16 protein-coding genes and 3 pseudogenes are annotated in these 18,034 nt (G+C 33.4%); 15 read left to right on the forward strand and 4 right to left on the reverse strand.

All coding sequences use genetic code 11. The annotated features are described in order from the left end of the window. Window positions 1-218 precede the first annotated feature (218 nt). From AC4BC3_RS05245 to AC4BC3_RS05255, 3 genes are all read left to right on the forward strand, one after another. Window positions 219-728: a cell division protein gene (locus AC4BC3_RS05245; RefSeq protein ID WP_490467149.1), complete on the forward strand. Its 510-nt coding sequence runs from the start codon at window positions 219-221 to the stop codon at window positions 726-728. Then, on the forward strand, window positions 725-2,068 hold the full coding sequence (locus AC4BC3_RS05250; RefSeq protein ID WP_490467150.1) for a glycosyltransferase family 2 protein: 1,344 nt from the start codon (window positions 725-727) through the stop codon (window positions 2,066-2,068). Before AC4BC3_RS05245 ends, AC4BC3_RS05250 begins: the two co-directional genes overlap by 4 nt. Before the next feature lie 306 nt (window positions 2,069-2,374). Beyond that, complete coding sequence (locus tag AC4BC3_RS05255) at window positions 2,375-3,505, forward strand: AI-2E family transporter (RefSeq protein ID WP_490467151.1); 1,131 nt, start codon at window positions 2,375-2,377, stop codon at window positions 3,503-3,505. A 325-nt stretch (window positions 3,506-3,830) separates the two neighbouring features. Here AC4BC3_RS05255 and AC4BC3_RS05260 read toward each other — a convergent pair whose 3' ends face one another. Both AC4BC3_RS05260 and AC4BC3_RS05265 read right to left on the reverse strand, forming a co-directional pair. Next, entirely contained in the window at window positions 3,831-4,463 is a 633-nt protein-coding gene (locus AC4BC3_RS05260) for a pentapeptide repeat-containing protein (protein ID WP_490467152.1), read from the reverse strand. 802 nt (window positions 4,464-5,265) lie between these two features. Next, a complete protein-coding gene (locus AC4BC3_RS05265; protein ID WP_490467153.1) occupies window positions 5,266-6,177 on the reverse strand; it encodes a magnesium transporter CorA family protein in 912 nt (303 codons plus the stop codon). 196 nt (window positions 6,178-6,373) lie between these two features. Between AC4BC3_RS05265 and AC4BC3_RS05270 the strand changes: the two genes are divergently transcribed. The 5 genes from AC4BC3_RS05270 (at window position 6,374) to AC4BC3_RS05290 (ending at window position 9,712) form a co-directional block, all read left to right on the forward strand. Beyond that, the gene (locus tag AC4BC3_RS05270) at window positions 6,374-6,793 is read left to right on the forward strand and encodes a MarR family winged helix-turn-helix transcriptional regulator (protein ID WP_490467154.1); all 420 of its coding nucleotides are present in this window, start codon (window positions 6,374-6,376) and stop codon (window positions 6,791-6,793) included. 84 nt (window positions 6,794-6,877) lie between these two features. Then, window positions 6,878-8,254, forward strand: coding sequence for an MATE family efflux transporter (locus AC4BC3_RS05275; protein WP_490467155.1), 1,377 nt, complete (start codon window positions 6,878-6,880; stop codon window positions 8,252-8,254). Between the two features lie 355 nt (window positions 8,255-8,609). Next, window positions 8,610-9,272, forward strand: a complete 663-nt coding sequence (locus AC4BC3_RS05280) for a hypothetical protein (RefSeq protein WP_206909875.1) — start codon at window positions 8,610-8,612, stop codon at window positions 9,270-9,272. 15 nt (window positions 9,273-9,287) lie between these two features. Beyond that, on the forward strand, window positions 9,288-9,506 hold the full coding sequence (locus AC4BC3_RS05285) for a hypothetical protein (RefSeq protein ID WP_067484249.1): 219 nt from the start codon (window positions 9,288-9,290) through the stop codon (window positions 9,504-9,506). Window positions 9,507-9,550: 44 nt separating this feature from the next. Further along, window positions 9,551-9,712, forward strand: a complete 162-nt coding sequence (locus AC4BC3_RS05290) for a hypothetical protein (protein ID WP_206909877.1) — start codon at window positions 9,551-9,553, stop codon at window positions 9,710-9,712. A 421-nt stretch (window positions 9,713-10,133) separates the two neighbouring features. Here AC4BC3_RS05290 and AC4BC3_RS05295 read toward each other — a convergent pair whose 3' ends face one another. Continuing rightward, window positions 10,134-10,787, reverse strand: coding sequence for a hypothetical protein (locus AC4BC3_RS05295; RefSeq protein ID WP_490467156.1), 654 nt, complete (start codon window positions 10,785-10,787; stop codon window positions 10,134-10,136). 235 nt (window positions 10,788-11,022) lie between these two features. Between AC4BC3_RS05295 and AC4BC3_RS05300 the strand changes: the two genes are divergently transcribed. The 3 genes and pseudogenes from AC4BC3_RS05300 (at window position 11,023) to AC4BC3_RS05310 (ending at window position 12,438) form a co-directional block, all read left to right on the forward strand. Further along, window positions 11,023-11,856 (forward strand): helix-turn-helix domain-containing protein, encoded by an 834-nt coding sequence (locus tag AC4BC3_RS05300; RefSeq protein ID WP_490467157.1) that lies wholly within the window; start codon window positions 11,023-11,025, stop codon window positions 11,854-11,856. Between the two features lie 130 nt (window positions 11,857-11,986). After that, window positions 11,987-12,105: pseudogene (locus tag AC4BC3_RS05305) on the forward strand (type II toxin-antitoxin system PemI/MazE family antitoxin); the annotation flags it as partial. Between the two features lie 71 nt (window positions 12,106-12,176). Then, window positions 12,177-12,438 (forward strand): annotated as a pseudogene (locus AC4BC3_RS05310) (hypothetical protein). Between the two features lie 372 nt (window positions 12,439-12,810). On the opposite strand, the pseudogene alsS reads toward AC4BC3_RS05310, so the two are convergent. Continuing rightward, window positions 12,811-14,490: pseudogene (gene alsS, locus AC4BC3_RS05315) on the reverse strand (acetolactate synthase AlsS). A 409-nt stretch (window positions 14,491-14,899) separates the two neighbouring features. Here alsS and AC4BC3_RS05320 point away from each other — a divergent pair. The 4 genes from AC4BC3_RS05320 (at window position 14,900) to AC4BC3_RS05335 (ending at window position 17,738) form a co-directional block, all read left to right on the forward strand. After that, on the forward strand, window positions 14,900-15,268 hold the full coding sequence (locus AC4BC3_RS05320) for a winged helix-turn-helix transcriptional regulator (RefSeq protein WP_490467158.1): 369 nt from the start codon (window positions 14,900-14,902) through the stop codon (window positions 15,266-15,268). 71 nt (window positions 15,269-15,339) lie between these two features. After that, on the forward strand, window positions 15,340-15,984 hold the full coding sequence (locus AC4BC3_RS05325; RefSeq protein WP_490467159.1) for an endonuclease III domain-containing protein: 645 nt from the start codon (window positions 15,340-15,342) through the stop codon (window positions 15,982-15,984). A gap of 103 nt (window positions 15,985-16,087) precedes the next feature. Beyond that, window positions 16,088-16,618, forward strand: a complete 531-nt coding sequence (locus AC4BC3_RS05330) for a YbhB/YbcL family Raf kinase inhibitor-like protein (RefSeq protein WP_490467160.1) — start codon at window positions 16,088-16,090, stop codon at window positions 16,616-16,618. Between the two features lie 31 nt (window positions 16,619-16,649). Beyond that, window positions 16,650-17,738: an L-dopachrome tautomerase-related protein gene (locus AC4BC3_RS05335; RefSeq protein ID WP_490467161.1), complete on the forward strand. Its 1,089-nt coding sequence runs from the start codon at window positions 16,650-16,652 to the stop codon at window positions 17,736-17,738. Window positions 17,739-18,034 lie beyond the last annotated feature (296 nt).

The following is an 18,034-nucleotide window of genomic DNA, read 5'->3' on the forward strand; positions in this document are numbered from 1 at the left end:
ATTACCTGAACAAACACACAGAAAATTGAAACTGTCTAATTAAATACATTGTCGCTTATCTCTCGAAAAGTAAGAAACTTTTTCGAGAGATCGTTGTTTTTAAGTAGAAACCAAACAAATTTTTCAATTGTGGAAGGCGAAACATTTGTAAAACATTTGAGAAACCGGCAAAATCATATAAAACACTTGATTTTTTGAATATACAAGGAGGCAAAGAGATGAAACCTAAAATTACCCGAGAAGAAGTAGAACAATTACTAGTCTCCGATGCATATTTTGAGAAAAAAAACTATGTGCTAAAATTTTTACAAACGATAGTTGCCATTATTGGCTGGATTTGCGTGATACTACCTTTTATTTGGTTATTGTTACCGTTTATTTCCCCAAAAAAAGCATGGAAGAATCATTTAGTTGTTTATAAGGATGAGTTACAGACTTTAAAATTTTTAGTTGTTTTTTTGAGTATCATGTTTGTTATGATTGCGATAGTTTACATTGGATTGACGCTACGAAATAATTTTCATTTTAAAAATCTTTTGCACAAAAAGATCCAATATGATGAAGAGCGCTTAGAAAAAAGGCGGCAATTACTAAACAAAGCGTTTGATGAACGGTTTGGACCCGAAGAAGTTCGCAAAGAAGTGTGTAGTTATTCCGTAAAAGAAGAGCAAAACTTAGATACAGATTTTGTACGCAACCTTTATAAGAAAGGAGGTGTGGAGCTATGATGACTTTTTTTCAAACTGGTAATCATGTATTCGATACCCTTTTAACAATCATATTTTTGTTTCTAGTTACGTATCCAATTATTGGCGGGTTTTCTTGGTTTATCGGTGTTTTATGTTATACTTTTCTTTTTAAATATAAACAAAAAGAGTGGAATGATATCCCGATAGAGATCGAGCCATTTATTACAATCATGGTTCCTGCTCATAATGAAGAAATTGTTATTGAAAATACAATAGAATACTTAATGACCAAAATAAACTATGAACATTATGAAGTATTAGTAACAGATGATGGTTCTACCGACAGTACACCTGAAATATTAGCTCGGCTACAAAAAAAATATTCCAAGCTACGAGTAATTCGAATTGAAAAGAATAAGGGGAAAGCACATGCTTTCAATATCGGTATGGGATTTGCCAAGGGAAAATTGATTTTGAGCAATGATGCAGATACAGTCCCAGAACCTGATTCTTTGAATATGTATGTCAACTATTTTCTTCGTCAAGATTCGACAAATATTTCTGCAGTTACAGCCAATATGGATGTGCAAAATAGAACGAAGTTGATTGCAAAGTCACAGACAGTCGAATTTTCTAGTATTGTGGGAATCATAAAACGGACACAAAATGGTGTATTAGGAAGTATCTATGCCTACAGTGGGGCAAATACGATGTATCGAAAAGACGCATTGATCGATGTTGGATTGTTCAGGCAAGACCGAGCAACTGAAGATATTAGTATTGCGTGGGATCATCAAATGGATGGTTGGCTTTCCCTTTTTGCTCCACAAATCATGTTTTTTATGGAGGTTCCAGAATCTTTGAGGATGCTTTATCGTCAAAGAAAACGCTGGGCTAAAGGCGGAACAGAAGTTTGGTTGACGAATTTCAAAAAAATAATGTTGCATCCATTTAGAAATATTGGACATACGGTCATGTTCATTGATCAAACTTTCAGTATCGTTTGGTCATTTTTCTTTTGGCTTTCTAGTTTTATTTTTTTATGGAGTTTATTCAAATTTATTTTGGAGGGGAACACGGAAGGAATCTATCACATGTTCACTTTATCTTTCCTTTTTGTTTGTTTTGAAATGATCTCAGGAATTTTTCAATTGGGCGCCTCACTCATCTTGGACGACCAAGGAAGAAAATTCAAGTATTTATTTTTTGCACCATTATATATGTTGCTTTATTGGATGATAAATGCTTTGACGATTGTGACTACTTTTATTCCAGCAATCAAAACAATTCTAGGTTTAGGTTCAGGCACGTGGAAAAGTCCAGAGCGAAAAGGTCCATCGCTTTCAAAAAGGGATTCAACCGATGAAATGGATAGATAAAGTGGATACGCGTGCTTACGAAATTACAAATGAAGAATAGACAAAAAGCAATACATGGAATCCTTAGATAGAATTGTCTGTGTTGCTTTTTTTTTAGGAATAATGGATGCAGTAAATAAATTATGTAAACTAAAAATCAAACAAACAGTGTGTTTCTTTTAAGCGATTGGTTATTTCAAAGGAAATAGGAGAAACAAACATTTGCTTTTTACTTTTAAAAAACAAAAATGATTATTTTACTATTAAAATAGCGCTTTAATTTACTTAGAATGATAAAATATAGATATCATATGTTGGAGGAAAGATATGCAAGGAAAATTTAGAGAGTCAAAGTTATTGTTTTGGACAGTCGAAATAGTGTTAACAATTATCGGTGTCTTTTTTATTCTACAGATGCCTCATGTATTTAAGCCAGTTTTAAACATGCTCTCGGCAATTTTATTACCCTTAATTGTCGCAGGTTTTTTTTATTATATGTTTAATCCTGTTGTCTTATTTTTAGAAAAACATCATGTATCTAGGGTTTACGGTTATTTACTTACATTGGTTTTTCTCATCATATTAGTCGTGCTAGCGATTATGAATGTCATCCCGCAACTAGTAGAACAAGCGATTCAATTAACGAAAAATCTTCCTTTATATGCGGAAGAAACCAGTCAATGGCTAAACGAGTTAAGTCAGCGAGAAGAGTTTAAAGGGATCAATCTCGAAGAACAGTTCGCTGCTGCCAATCTATCTCTTAGTAATATCTTTAATCTTATTTTGGTTAGTTTAACAAGTAGTGTCTCAAAATTGATTTCCTTCATGATGCAATTTTTCATTCTGTTATTTACAGTACCATTCATCTTGCTGTTTATGTTTAAAGACGGTCATAAGTTTATTGATGCCTTATCTCATTTCTTTCCACAGAGTATTCGCGGAGAACTGAGACAAACAGTCAAAGAATTGAATGAAACTTTGTCAGCTTATATTAGTAGCACCATGCTTGATGCTGTCATTATTGGTGTGTTGAGTTTTATCGCAATGGTTTTGATCAATCAGCCATATGCTTTATTATTAGCTGTTATTTGCGGGATCACTAATATCATTCCATATGTTGGTCCATTTATTGGTGCGATTCCAGCAGTGCTTGTTGCATTGTTTGTTTCCCCATGGCAAGCATTATATGTAGCAATCGCAATCTTAATTATTCAGCAACTAGATGGCAATCTTATCAAACCATTATTATTTGGCAAAACGATGAATATTCATCCTTTAACGATTATTTTAGTTTTGATAGGTGCTGGAAGTGTTGCTGGTATCATGGGAATGTTGATTTGTATTCCTGTTTACGGAGTGATGAAAACATTGATCTTGAATATTAGAAAAATCTACCTGCTAAAAAAATTTGAATCGACATCCGATCAAATCATCGACGGGAATAAGTCTAAGAGATAAAAAATTAAACACGGTCAGACCATTGGATCATAAATTTTGTTGATTCGATGGTATTTTTTATCTTGAAATCCATTTGTCCGTGATCATTGCTGTTGTGTTTATTATTCTTAGATTTGTATCAAGTGCTGGATCAACAAATCAAATAATGCAAAAGAGCGAATAGTTAAACTATTACTCGGTCGTTTAAAAATAAAGATGAACTAACCAAATTGGTTCTTGATAGATTAGGCATTGCAGGAGCTCTATTAAATACTAGCTAGAATTTCTTCCAGCTAGTATTTAATCCTTGAATCTTCATTTTTTACATTTTTCTTCAGTTTGTTCATTAAGAAACTTGAATATTTAAAAATTTCTTAGCCAGATAAATGATTTGAACATGATTGAACGTGCAACCTTTTATGTCTTCTTGTCTACAATCAAGGGTATTAAATTCACAAGTTGAAAAATTTATTTTGTTTAAATTCGTCTGAAATAAGTTTGCTTGATTTAAACTGCAAGCAGTAAAAATAGTCTTACTCAATGAGCTTTCAACTATATCTGAGTCATCCATAATACAATTGTTGAAAACGATAGTTTTTAGTTTAGAATCGCTTAAATTTGCGTAGTTCATCAAACAATCTGTAAATGTAACATTTCCTAAATGACTTCCAATAAAATTTGTACCTATCATTTTACAATTATCAAATTTCACTCGATGAATCATAGATGCATTGAAATCACAATTTGAAAAATCACAGTCTACAAATATACAATCAGTTATTTCTAGTCTATTAAATGAATTTTCTTCAAATATAACTTTTTCAAAAAAACAATTTTCAATTACTGGATGCTCAATTTGTTGGTTTTCGATAATTTCTTTCGTAATAAATAATTTCTCCAATATAAAATCTTCATTTTCATAAATTTGAAAAAACGAACCTTGAGCGAAACTTGATCGATTAAGTTTTGGTTCAATCATGTGATGTCCTCCTAAATATAGTATGGGGTTAATAGTACAGGAACTATTGAATAATTCATTAATAAAAAATGAGAGGTTTTAAGTGAGTTATAGATAACGATAGCACTCTTAATAGACGAAAAGTGATTAGAATTCGCTTGTGCAACACAAACCGGAGCTAATTCACATGAAAATTTTAGAAATTAAAAAGAATAAAAGAAAACGATGTTCGAAAACCTTTAGCGATGGGGAGAATTGGAGAAACATATCAAGCATAAGTTTTATGCGTAATGTATTGAGAAAGAAAACAGATAAAAATCATAAAAAAAGAACAATAAGGTATTGTTCTTTAAAAAATGTGTCTGTAAAAACTTTAAAACAGTAATAAAGTGCGTAGCAGATATGGCAAATTAGCAAAGTATAAGTAGCAAAAATTGGTGGTATTGAATAATGAATAGGGAGATATAGTCCAACTATGTAAAAAAAACAAGCGGACCACTTTATAGCAAACAGCCTATAAAGTGGTTCGCTTGTTTAATTATTTGTGGTTTGCTATACCTTTTTATACCTAATAAAGAAGCTGGCTACCAGTTATATTAACAAAATAGATCCGCAAATCAAAACAATCGAGAAAAAATTTGATACGAAATTTGTGATAGGGTCGTTCTTTTTATTGAATCATTTCATATTGTTTGGTATTTGAAAATTTTCTTGTATGTTTTGCTAGGGGGAATCTATTCGTCGATCATTTTTTCATTTACGATGAAGATAATATTATTGTTAGGTACATAACCCTCATTAGAGAAGTATGTTTTAAAAAGGTCTATTTTGAAAAATAATCTCTACGTATCAAAATGATAGAAGAAATTACTGACAAAATCAAAGCAATAGCGGTGATAGTTTCCCAAGCAAACGATCTATTCTGTGTAAAAGGTAAAGGAACATTCATACCGTAAAAACTAAAGACGATTGTTGGAATTGTTAGAATAACAGAAACAATCGTTAAAATCTTCATAATACTATTTGTATCATTTGATATTAAGGAATAATAAGAATCCGTCATTTCATTGATGATTCGATTAGATATCTCCGCCATATCCATGCCTTGCTCAAGTTCAATGACCAAGTCATCTAATAAGTCATGATCTTCATCATAAAGTTTAAGGTATTTACCACTACGAATCTTGTTGATCACCATAAAATTGGATTTCAAAGACATGATGAAATAGATCAAGCTTCGTTCGATTTTCATCAAGAGTAAGAGTTCTTTATTTTTTGGTGTTGAACCTAAGGCTTGTTCGATCGAAGTTCGTTGACGGTTCAGTACACGTAGATAGTCCAGGAATCGCTTAGAAATCTGCAACATCCAATGTAGCACAAAAGCGGTTTTATACTTCGGATTCAACGTATTCGAAGCTAATAAAGGCGTCAACTCTTCACGCATTTTTTTGTTACTGAAATTAGTAATAATGACTCGTTTATTAATGATAAAAGTCATAGGACCAGAGGAATAGTCGGCAATATCTGATTCATCTTTATACGGTAGATCGTAGATAATTAACAAAGTGCCACTAGCATAATCTTTTTCGATCCGAGCACTTTCGTCTTTGTCTAAAGCATAGGAAAGAAAATCGTTAGGAATATCATACTGTTCTGTGAGGGTCTTTAATTGAAGATGATTGATATCGTTAAGATCTATCCAAGTGGTTGGTGTTGAGGTAGTTAGTAACTCCATTATTAAAACCTCCTAGTTCATATTATAGGAAATACAGCCACCTCTATTTTATTCTTTCATAAATAAAAGTCAAGTTCTAATTATTAGATAACTAATTGTTAGTTTTTTATGTTTTTTGTTTGACATTTCTTTTACGAGCGTGTATATTCTTTTTGAATAGTTAGATATCTAATTTTTTAGTAAAGGATGATTTTTTTTGGATAAAATGATTGTTTCGAATTTGATGCGTTCCATCATGAACAAATCTCGTGAATCAATGGAACAACGTACTAAAGACATGGATATTAGTCCTCAACAAGGGCGGATGATCTCCTATATTGCACAAAATGAAGACAAGGGATTGATCCAAAAAGATTTAGCGGAAGTATTTCAACGTCGTGGTGCAAGCATCACTAGCATGCTTCAAGGCTTAGAGAAAAAAGGCTACATTGAACGGCGGATTCCCAAGGACAACGAGCGGCAAAAAAATATTTACGCACTACCTAAAGGTAAAGCTTTGGTAGATCAAACAAATGAAGCTTTTTATGCGGCAGAAAAAGAATTAGTACACGCATTGAGTGAAGAAGAAGTTCAACAATTAACGAAGTTACTAAGAAAAATCGATCGTAGTCTTTAAACAGCAAGCAGAGAATAACTGCTTGTAACTAAATAGTTAGATAGCTAATATTTATAAACCTAACAAAAGAAGGAATGAATTGTCATGGAAGATTTTGAAATGAATGAATCAAATATTTACTACTTAAAAGAAAGTCCAATTCGAAAATCGATTGTTCATTTATCGATTCCGATGATGGTCGGTATCTCGGCGACCACAATCTATAATTTGATCAATGCTTATTTTATTGGATTAATCCATGACACAAATATGATGTCGGCGATTACTTTAGCGATGCCAATCACGCTCATATTAATGGCTGTTGGAAATATGTTCGGTGTGGGTGGTGGAACGTTCATTACTCGTTTATTAGGTAGCGGTGATACTAAAAAAGGTCGAAAAGTTGCTGGTTATTCTTTCTATGCAAGTATCATTTTGGGCATAATTATCGGGATCATTGCCATCATCTTTATGAAACCATTTGTTCATTTGCTCGGTGCAGATAGTCAAACTATACTTTATACAACACAGTATTCAACGATTCTATTTGCTGGTGGTGCAGCTTTTATCTTAAACTTTGCCTTGGAACAATTAGTTCGTTCAGAAGGCGCATCAAAAGAATCGATGTACGGTATGTTTATCAGTGTTGCTGTTAGTATTGTATTGGATGCGTTGTTGATTTTGGTGTTTAATCTGCACGTGATCGGTGCGGGGATTTCGATTGTGCTTGCGAATATTGCTTCAAGTACTTATTATGTCTGGTTTTTAGAAAATAAGAGTGATTCCTTGAAGGGATTTTTGAAACACTTCAAAATTTCAGTTAAGGATCAACTAGAAGTCTATAAAATCGGTGTATCAGAATTATTCAAATCAGCTTTTATGATTGTTACAACTTTATTATTGAATAATTTTTCTGCTGAATATGGTGACAATGTTGTTGCCAGTTTTGGTATTGCTGTTCGCATAACTCAATTGCCCGAATTTTTAACAATGGGGTTATTTTTAGGAGCAATGCCATTATTCGCTTACAGTTTCTCTGCACATAACACAAAACGTCTAAAAGAAGCATTGAAGGAAGTTTCTTTATGGATTGGAGGAATTTCAATTGTCTTTGCGCTTGTTGCCTACCTACTCCGTGTACCAGTTTTGAGTTTATTTACCAGTGATCCTCGTGTAATTCAAGTAGGTCTTACCATTTTAACCGCACAATTAATTTCTTCTGTCTTTAACGGTTTTTCTGGGTTATTCACGGGAATTTTTCAAGCATCTGGTTTAGGGGCTCAAACAGGTGTGATGTCAACGATCCAAGGAACATTCTTTATCCCTGTTGTTCTATTATTACATCATTTCTACGGTTTGAACGGTTTGATCTGGTCAATGACTATTACAGAGGGGATTGCCTTTGTCGCTGGTATTATTATGATAATTCCTTACTTGAATAAACTAAATAAAGATGAATTACCAGTAATGCAAAAGCAATAAGAAGTCCAAAATATATTTTTCATTAGAACTCAATCATCTATACCGGTGACTGGGTTCTTTTTAGTAGAAAGTAATAAATGTTGATAAATAAGCAATCATTTTATTTTATGGAAGTGAATGAAACAACTAATTCCGCAGAACGTAAAACTTCTGCGTATATCCATCTTCCATTTTGTGAGCATATCTGCTATTACTGTGACTTCATTAAAATGTCTGGTGTTTTTTTATAACATTTAAAACAAGTGGCAATTATGATTAAAACAGTACTTTTTATGATGTATCTAATCGATAACTGTGTTATTGATTTATAGTTTTATTGTCATATTAGACAAATATTAACTTTGGAGGATACATAATGAAAAAGAAATATCTAGGTTTGAAAGTGTGGGTTAGTGTAATAGCAGTAACTTTTGTTTTGTCCATTGTAGCAACAAGTGGCAGTATGATTGTATCAGCAAATGAGTTATTTCTAGATGAAACTCAGAATAGTGAAAGCTACTTTAATGATGAAGACTTGGCAATTTATTACTCGAAAGAAGAAAAAAATTCCGAACTAGCTCTTGAAAAAATCAAGGAAAAGTATGGAGACGTGCAACCTAAATTTAACGAAGATGGAGAAATATTATTAACGCCTGAAGATGAATTAAGAATGGAACAAGCAATCAGTCAGTATTTAGCAATGACTGGATTCAATCCAAGAATGCGAGGCGTAGGGAAAAACTGGTGGAATTCAACTGGTTTTGTTGCTGGTGTTATTGATGTAGGATTAATAGCAATTGGATTATGGACGGCTGCAAGCAATTTTGGAGCGGTAAGAACGTTATTAAGAAATAATCGCAAAAATATTACTAGAATGGTTGAAAAACAGATTCTTTCAAAAGTAGGAATTGGCGTAGGGGGATTCTTAAATAGTATGATTGACATAGCATTAGTTATTTCTGGTGCTTCGGTTGGGGGGATTTTAGCAGAAGGTTTGGATCGTGCTGATGGAAAGAACGACAATTATATTTTAGCATAATAGGAGCATACTTGGATGCGTAAAAAGACAAAAGAAAAAATCAATCGTTTGATTAATATAGGCATATTTTGCTCGATTATCATGGCTATTTTCTCAGTCATCTTACTTCTTCAAAAAAGATATTTTTGGGCATTTTTGAGTATGATTGGAATGATTGTCGGTATTGCTTCTTTTTGGAATTTAAAAAAAGAAATGAAGTTGATTAAAGAAGGTGATTCTTATGATAATAATTGAAGGCTACGTTAAGCAGAGACAGATAAAAACATCGGAGGAATTACATGACTGAGAAAGAACAAGTTCAAAAAATCGTAAAAAAATACAATAAGAGTATTGCTGATCTATCCGAAAATGCCACAGCGAAAGAATTTAAAACAGTGATGAACTATATAGCAGATGAGGCAAATCGTAAGCAGCGAAAATTAGTCGGATTGGATAAATAAAAAATCGATTGATATGTTCCTGATTTAAAAAAGCCCAACCCACTTTATAGAAAATAGTCTATAAAGTGGGTTGGGCTTTTTTAATTATTTATGTCCGCTGTAATGTTTTTCTAATGAATAAACGAGCAGACTGCCAACTAAAATATTAGCGAAATATACCAGTAAGGCAGAATTATCGAGAAAAAAATTTGATACTAAAAAAGTAGCGACAATTAGAAAAGTAAAAATGAGTATTTTTTTTTTAGCTAGACCACGTTTTATGCAAGTGTATAAAAACAAGCAGCTACCAATAAAAGTAAGTGTAATCCAGACAGATTTTGGAAGATCAGATAGGGTGACAAAACCTATATTAGAGCCGAGGATTAAGATAATACTTATGACCAACAAATTTCTATTCTTCAATAATATCCCTCAATCTATTTTAAAATGTACCGCTGACGATATTTGGAAAAATTCCGTTCATTTCGACTCCTAAATAGACACCCTGTCCATTCGAAGCTGCTTGGATAACTTGATAGGTAAACCCAGCTAAACTTGGGAAGTCTAAAACTCCTACAGCAGCTGCTATGGCAGTTCCAACTGGACCAAGAGAAATTGTTCCTAATCCAACTAATGCTGCATAGATAGCGGATGGACCGATAAGTGCTGCTGAGTAAAGTGCAGAAACTACATCAGCATGAGTGAAATATACTTTGCTCCCTTTAACATACATTCTGGATTGAATATTGGAAGTTTCGGTATCCCAAGAGATTGCTGGAGCTTTTAACATGGAATCAATTGTAACGATATCATCATCAGTAAAACCATATTCTGTTTTTAATGTATCATAATCAATTGATAAAGCAAGCTGATTATGATTGAAATAGAAGTATGGATATATATGAGTTAATTTGTTCATAAAAAGTTGTTGTTGTGAATTAAGATCTAAGGTAAAAGAATCCATGTTTGAAAGCTGAATACCATTAGAATCTACGACAGCTAAATCATCTGCATTTACAACTAGACTAGCACTACTTAGAAGTGAAAAACCTAACATTGATGTTGCGGCTAAACCAATAAATCCTTTTCTCATCATTTTATTTATCCTCTTTTCTTATGTAAATTTATTTAACTCCAGTTGTTTGCCAAGCGCCTTCGAGTAATAATTCAGGATATGTTTCCATAAAATAACCTCCTTCATATAATGGTTGTTTGCAAAGTAATTATATAAGTAAATTTCTCATCAGATTATTTTGCATAGTAATTCGTCAAAAAAGTATTTTTAAATAGAGTAAAATGATTTAAAATTTTACAAAAAGGGAGGGGTTTGTATGGAGCATAATGAACTATTGAAACTTTTACGAAAAGAAAGGAATTTTACCCAAGAAAAGCTGGCTGAAGGGATTTCACATAGAAATACATTGTCTTCTTTTGAAAATGGGGGAATTAAAATAAGTTTTACTATTTTATTGAAATATCTTAAAAGACTAAATATTAGCTTAGAAGAATATGAATTCATATTGAATGAAAAAGAATTAGAAGGTAAAAAGAAAGTATCTGTTGAATTATCGAAAAAGTACCTTAATCCTTTTGATATAAATTTTGCAAATGAAATTCTGGATATGTATATTGATACCAAAGATTTCTATTATTACAGTTTATATGCTCAATATTATTTAGTTAGAGAGTATAAAGGTGACGCACTAAATAAAAATGAACAACGCAAAATTGCAAAAAAAATCATTAACTATTTAGATAAGATACAAACATGGGGAAGATTCGAACTTGTTATATTTTCAAATTGTTTATTTTTATTTGAAGATAAGTACATAAGGTTTAATTTTGTCGAAAGCATACAGCACATGAAAATTTATTTAGATAGTTCAAATTACTCAAGAGATTTACAAAATTTCATTATAAATGGGTTATCTTTATCTTATACACGAAAAAATGAGGCAAATATCCAATTATTTTTAAGTGAACTCGATAAAATTATTTCTAATAGCGATGATATGCAAGCTAAAATGGTAAAAAACATTTTTAGTCTATTATTAAATCATGATCAGGGGATTGACAATGAAAATGAAAAAAGAAGAATAGTAAATACATTAGAATTGCTTGATGAAATGGAATGGATAGATTATATTGAAAAAGCATATACATAAACGCAGGTGGAAAATATATACGCCTCATAGATGACAAACTATTAAAGCACATACTTAGGATAATGTGCATTATGTAAAACATTGTGTTACTTAGTGTTGGATAGTGATATAAATAAAAAAGCGCATTCATATGCTTATCACAAAATCTAGGTTACAAGGAAGTTCTGTAGTAATTACACTACCGTCTGATAATGGAAAAAAACTTCAGAGAATTAAGAATATGTTGTTGTTTATTCTGGAGAGGTAACTCCTGAAGGGAGAGAAATTTTATAAGGTTAGAAGAAAGAAACTATATTCCTAAAAAAGGGGATATCGTTTGGATGGATTTTGATCCTTCTATTGTCCAATTACTTCTATTTATAAAAAAATTATCTACTCGATATATTCTGCTTGAAGATTTGGATACCAACGGACAAGTAATTATTTTTCAACTGAGATCACTAGATTTTAAAGAAGGAAAACTAAAAAATTGAGAATTTATCTTTGAAAGATATGGACCAAATTGATCAAATCATGGAGTACATTTTTCGACCTGGTCGAGATAACCAAAAAGCAAAAGAAAGTCGATTTTATTTGTTATAGAATTGGCTTTCTTTTTTAGATTTCATAATGAATCTATTGTTATTCTAGGAGCGTCAACTTTATTAAAAATCAAGAAAACATGGTTTTGTAAACAATTATCGCATAATTTAAATACAGAGAAATCATTTTACTTTCAGTGGAAGTGTGAGGACAAAATTCATGAACCAATTAATACTTTGAGTAATTCTCTTCAATGGCTTTGGTAAATAGCTTTTCAACTCTTTTAATGTACAAATAACAGTTGCCAAAGATACCTGACAACTTTTTGGAATAAAAGATAACAACACTTTTTCAAAAGATAGAAAAAAGTTCCTTACAAAGGATTGGAATCAATGGTCTTTATAAGGAACTGAGTTATTTCAGCTGCAAGTATTAATATTTCTTCAGTTCAGATTTGTCACGCAAATGAATATTTTGTTCGTTGTCTTCGATCATTTCAATAACCATTGGTTCATTTGAGCCATAAGCTTCAGCTAAAGCTGCATCCAATGCTTCTTTTGAATGAACCCGACTTGCTTTGATACCATAATTTTCAGCCATTTCTTTATAGCCAATGTAGTCGATATCGACACCTTTTTCTTGTCCTTCATAATCTAGTTCTTGTTGGAATTCAACCATGTTGTATTTCTTATCAACCCAGATTACTTGAACAATGTTTAGTTTGTAGTGGGCAACTGTCGCTAATTCTTGTGATGAGAACATAAAGCTTCCGTCACCGCCGGAAGACAAAATCTTTTCGTCTGGACGAAGGAAAGCAGCAGATATTGCCCATGGGAGACCGACACCTAGTGTCTGTTCACCATCAGACATTAAGAAATGTTTTGGTTGGTAAACATTTAGGTAAGAACCCATCCAAACTTCGTGACTACCACCATCCATAACAACGGTTGTATCAGGATGTTTGTCGATGACTTTTTGTAATGAATCGACAATTTCTAATGGGTGTAATGCATCACTAGAAGTTGTTTTTGGAATTTGTTTCTTTTCCAATAATTTTTCTTTCAATTTGCGAATTACAGCTTTCCATTCATCTGTAATGTTTTGTTCAAAAATTATTTTGGTAATGTTTTTCAAATTCTTGGCAATATTACCAAGAACTAGTATATCAGGGATATAAGTTTCATCTAAATGATCCACTGTAGTATCAATGTCAATCACGGTTTTCTTGTCAGCATTCCATACAGAAGCCCAATATTCAACTAAGTTCAAACCTAAAGTAATCACTAAGTCACTATTGTAAACTAGTTCATCACCGGGTAAATTGTTAAACAAACCAACACGACCAACATAGTTTTCGTTGAATTCGCGAGTCAATAAACCAGTTGCTTCAAAAGTTTCAACCACTGGCATACCGGTTTTTCTTACGAAGGATTGGATTGCTTCAGCAGCCAATTCATCCATCGCTCGAGCACCAATAATAATTACAGGACGTTTTGCTTGTTTTATTTTATTTACCGCAGCGGAAATGGTTTCTTCATCACTAATCGTGTTGGTCAATTGTTCTGCGATCGTCGTAAATTCGAGCCCTTCTTTTTCAGTTTCAGCAAGTAATACATTACCAGGTACGTCCATAAATACTGCACCGGGATTACCGTTGATACTTGCGATGTAGGCATTAGCTATTTCATCAGCAAGAGCATTTGTATCTTCAATTTCTTTTGCATATTTTGTTACAGTTGAATCATTCATTATACCAGCAATGTTAGGGTTTTGAGGATAAGGTGTTAACAATTTTGCTTGTGGCACTTGTCCAGAAATTGCTAAAACAGGATCGCCGTCAGAAGTTGCTGTGGCTAATGAAGTTACAAGATTCAAAGCCCCAGGACCAGAAGTTGTCATTACAACACCGTGTTTACCAGTGATTCGACCAATTCCTTGTGCCATAAAGCCTGCGTTTTGTTTGTGTCTGACAGTCACGACTTCAATTTCTTTTTCACGTTTTTTTTAAGCCATCAACAGAGGACCAAGTTTACCACCAGGTAATTGGAAAACATATTTGACACCGTTCTTTATCAATGTGTCTACAATTAAATCTGCACCATTCATACTCATAATGAATATCTCCTAAAATTTTTTAGCAAGCTTTATTTATTGAAATCACAGATGTGCAAAAGAAATAAATTTGACTTACGTGAAGGAATATAATCTCAATTCGTAATTTTGTAAAATATTAACTCTCGTAATATTTCGCTTGTGATTTTCAGCAAAGGAAACTTAAGCCTTTCACAGTGTGAAAGGCGGTTAAAGTAAACGCGTCAATTCGAAGTCTCCTAACAAGCCTTGCTACTATTTTCACTTTTGGATGAAATCATTTGTAAAACAAGAGGAAACTTTATCCAAAATATATTCGCAAAGTATCACAAAAAAGAGTTTGAACATTTTTTGATTAGAAAGTAAATGGTTTACTTTTTGTAAGTAAAAAGCTAAGATGTCTCCATACCTATCGAGGAGGCGAAATTATTTGGTAAGAAAAATATATAACTGTAAGGAAGGCTGTTCGGTGGAATCCACCTTGCAAATCATCTCAGGTCGCTGGAAAAGTGTCCTATTGTACCATTTAATTTTTGATGGTGAGTTGCGCTACAGTGAATTGCAACGGATGATTCCAGGAATTACCCGCCGAATGCTTTCCCTTCAATTAAAAGCTTTAGAAGCGGATGAATTGATTGAACGGGAAGTTGTTCAGGAAAAAAACTTAATGGTGGTTTATCGGGTGACTGAATATGGCTACTCTTTGAGACCAGTCATTGAAATGTTGAACAATTGGGGCGAAGGCTATAATCAACGCTATGAAGGACAGTTAGAAGAGGAATGTTTAACCTGTCATTAAGATTTTTTCAGTGAGCGTTCAATTTCGTCGGATCAATTTTTGAGTTTTTCTTTTTTGAGGAGTGGAAAGTGATGATTGTTAATATCGATAAATTATATGACCAGTTAGCCCAGAATATGGACAATCGTATTTGGTGGGACACGGAGAGCCCGTGGGAAATTGTCGTAGGGGCGATCTTAGTTCAAAATACCAACTGGAAAAATGTCGATTATTCTTTAGATAATATAAGAGAAGCTATTGGATTTAATCCAGAGAAGCTTGCAGCTATCGACCTTTTGAAACTGCAGGAACTGATTTACCCAAGTGGTTTTTACAAAAATAAATCAGGTACATTAAAGGAAATATTTACTTGGTTTGAAAATTACGATTTTGATATTGCCGCCATACAACAAAAGGATTTCCATTCTCTTCGGGATGAACTATTAAGTATTCGTGGGATTGGTCAAGAAACAGCAGATGTGCTGCTAGTATTTGTCTTTAATAAAGTAACTTTTATCGCTGACCGCTATGCACAACGAATTTTTAATCAGTTAGGTTTAGAGGAAAGGCTCAATTATTCAAAGTTGCAGTCCTTAATTAAGATACCAACTGATTTTACTAATCAACAAGCTCAAAATTTACATGGTTGGCTAGTTGATTACGGTCAGATGTACTTGAAATCAGAGGAAACGTGGGAAGATGGTTTTTTAAGTGATTTTAAATTAGAGCTGGTGTAGAAAAGGAAGTATAAATAATTTCCCTAATTTACTTTTTTGCTAGGAAGGGTTAGTCTGTTGTCGTTGACAAAACATAACGTTGTTTTTTATAGGAGGGCGTACAATGAATAACCCATTTTTAGGTTTACAAGATGTACCATTTTTTAATGTTACTAGTAAAGATATTGTTGATGGAGGACTTTCCGATGTAAAATTTATGTCCGGTGATTTCGGAATCGAAGGTGGGAAAGATATTTCACCAGAAATAAGCTGGTCAGGCGCACCAAGTGATACAAAGAGTTTCGTTGTTACTTTATATGATCCAGATGCCCCAACTGGTTCAGGTTTCTGGCATTGGGCTGTTTCTAACATCCCAGCTTCAGTAAATGAATTACCACAAGATGCTGGTAACAAAGATAATTCAAAATTACCTTTAGGTGCGATTCAATTACCAAATGATGCCCGTGTGAAAAAATATATCGGGGCTGCTCCTCCTAAAGGACATGGTGTTCACCACTACTTCTTGACTGTTTGGGCATTAGATGTAGAAATAGTTGATATTCCAGAAGATTCTACTCCGGCTTTTTTAGGCTTTAACATGTTTGGTCATGTATTGGCTCGTGGGGTATTGAACTTCGAAGTAGAAGTAAAATAAGTTTTATCTTAATCAGAAAGGAAGATGTGTGATGAATTATCCTACAGAAAAATTTTTTGGTGAATTAGAACAAGTACATGCTTTTTACGGTGAAATGCCAACAGGCGTCAGCGTGACAGAAACAGGACGTACCTTCATCAACTTCCCTGAATGGGGCGACAATGTAAAAGCAACCGTTGTTGAAATCGTGAATGGCGAACTAGTGGCTTACCCAAGCCAAGATATTAACATTTTTGATCCCGAAAATCCTGAACAAGGATTTTTAAGTGTTCAAAGTATTGTTGCTGACGGCGAAGGTACTCTATGGGTACTAGATACTGCTGCGCCAAACTTTGATGTTCCTGTTGAACGTGGCGCAAAATTAGTTGCAGTTGATTTGGAAAGCAACGCTATCCGTAAAGTCTACACATTTTCTAATGATGTTGTTCTAGATTCTACTTATTTAAATGATGTACGGATTGACTTGCGTCGTGGTTCTGAAGGAGTTGCTTATATCACTGACTCTTCCATTACTGGACCAGGTGCGTTGATCGTTGTTGATCTTGGAACTGGTGATGCTTTTCGTATCTTAGATGGTACACATTCTACTGCTGTTGATCCTGACTTTGTCCCTAAAGTAGAAGGTGAGATCTTAATGAACCGTAAAGCAGATGGTTCAGCTTCTCCATGGCAAGTAGCTGCTGATGGAATTGCTCTATCACCAGACGGAAAAACATTGTACTTCAGCCCATTATCAAGCCGTCATCTTTATTCTATCGATACCGATTTGATTTTCGATAAAGACGTGGAAGATGAAGAACTTGAAAAACATGTCATAGACAGAGGAGAAAAAGGTGCTTCAGATGGTATGATTACAGCAGAAGACGGTACAATCTATGCTGGTGACTACGAAAATAATAGTATTCGTGTTATTAATACGGATGGTTCAATGGAAACATTGACTCACGATCCTCGTATTTTATGGCCTGACACTTTGTCAATTGGTCCAGATAAATACTTATACTTCAATGCTAACCAATTGCAACGCCAAGCTGGTTTTCACAAAGGTGAAGACTTAAGGGAAAAACCTTACAGCTTATTCCGTATCTTTATAGGAAAAGGTCCTGCTAAAGTAAAATAATATTATTAAGATGCAATGGTATTCGGATTCTCAAATAAACTCTGTCGGCATTCAGTGAAATGTTGAAGTAACTTGGGAAATAGTTTGTCCGACCGTTTAGGTCTTAATGTTTCAGGGCTTAGTGAACTTGCGAAACTTTTATTTAGATATCTGATATAAGCAAATTAACTAATGAAATGTCCAATCTATAAGATATTTTTCCTACACTTTGAAGGTCCGTGTCGCAAAGTTTCGATACTTGAGTACTTTCATCATGCGTAGTTCGGATATTGTTATCTAGTTTTTACACTTGCCAC

Source organism: Enterococcus sp. AAFC-DPL-6103 (genome assembly GCF_058216595.1).

Bases quoted from the DNA above. Each gene is read 5' to 3' on its own strand.
- AC4BC3_RS05300 (WP_490467157.1), top strand. From the start codon at position 11,023: ATGGAGCATAATGAACTATTGAAACTTTTACGAAAAGAAAGGAATTTT.
- AC4BC3_RS05290 (WP_206909877.1), top strand. From the start codon at position 9,551: ATGACTGAGAAAGAACAAGTTCAAAAAATCGTAAAAAAATACAATAAG.
- AC4BC3_RS05285 (WP_067484249.1), top strand. From the start codon at position 9,288: ATGCGTAAAAAGACAAAAGAAAAAATCAATCGTTTGATTAATATAGGC.
- AC4BC3_RS05250 (WP_490467150.1), top strand. From the start codon at position 725: ATGATGACTTTTTTTCAAACTGGTAATCATGTATTCGATACCCTTTTA.
- AC4BC3_RS05260 (WP_490467152.1), bottom strand. From the start codon at position 4,463: ATGATTGAACCAAAACTTAATCGATCAAGTTTCGCTCAAGGTTCGTTT.
- AC4BC3_RS05325 (WP_490467159.1), top strand. From the start codon at position 15,340: ATGATTGTTAATATCGATAAATTATATGACCAGTTAGCCCAGAATATG.
- AC4BC3_RS05280 (WP_206909875.1), top strand. From the start codon at position 8,610: ATGAAAAAGAAATATCTAGGTTTGAAAGTGTGGGTTAGTGTAATAGCA.
- AC4BC3_RS05330 (WP_490467160.1), top strand. From the start codon at position 16,088: ATGAATAACCCATTTTTAGGTTTACAAGATGTACCATTTTTTAATGTT.
- AC4BC3_RS05295 (WP_490467156.1), bottom strand. From the start codon at position 10,787: ATGATGAGAAAAGGATTTATTGGTTTAGCCGCAACATCAATGTTAGGT.
- AC4BC3_RS05335 (WP_490467161.1), top strand. From the start codon at position 16,650: ATGAATTATCCTACAGAAAAATTTTTTGGTGAATTAGAACAAGTACAT.
- AC4BC3_RS05265 (WP_490467153.1), bottom strand. From the start codon at position 6,177: ATGGAGTTACTAACTACCTCAACACCAACCACTTGGATAGATCTTAAC.
- AC4BC3_RS05275 (WP_490467155.1), top strand. From the start codon at position 6,878: ATGGAAGATTTTGAAATGAATGAATCAAATATTTACTACTTAAAAGAA.
- AC4BC3_RS05255 (WP_490467151.1), top strand. From the start codon at position 2,375: ATGCAAGGAAAATTTAGAGAGTCAAAGTTATTGTTTTGGACAGTCGAA.
- AC4BC3_RS05245 (WP_490467149.1), top strand. From the start codon at position 219: ATGAAACCTAAAATTACCCGAGAAGAAGTAGAACAATTACTAGTCTCC.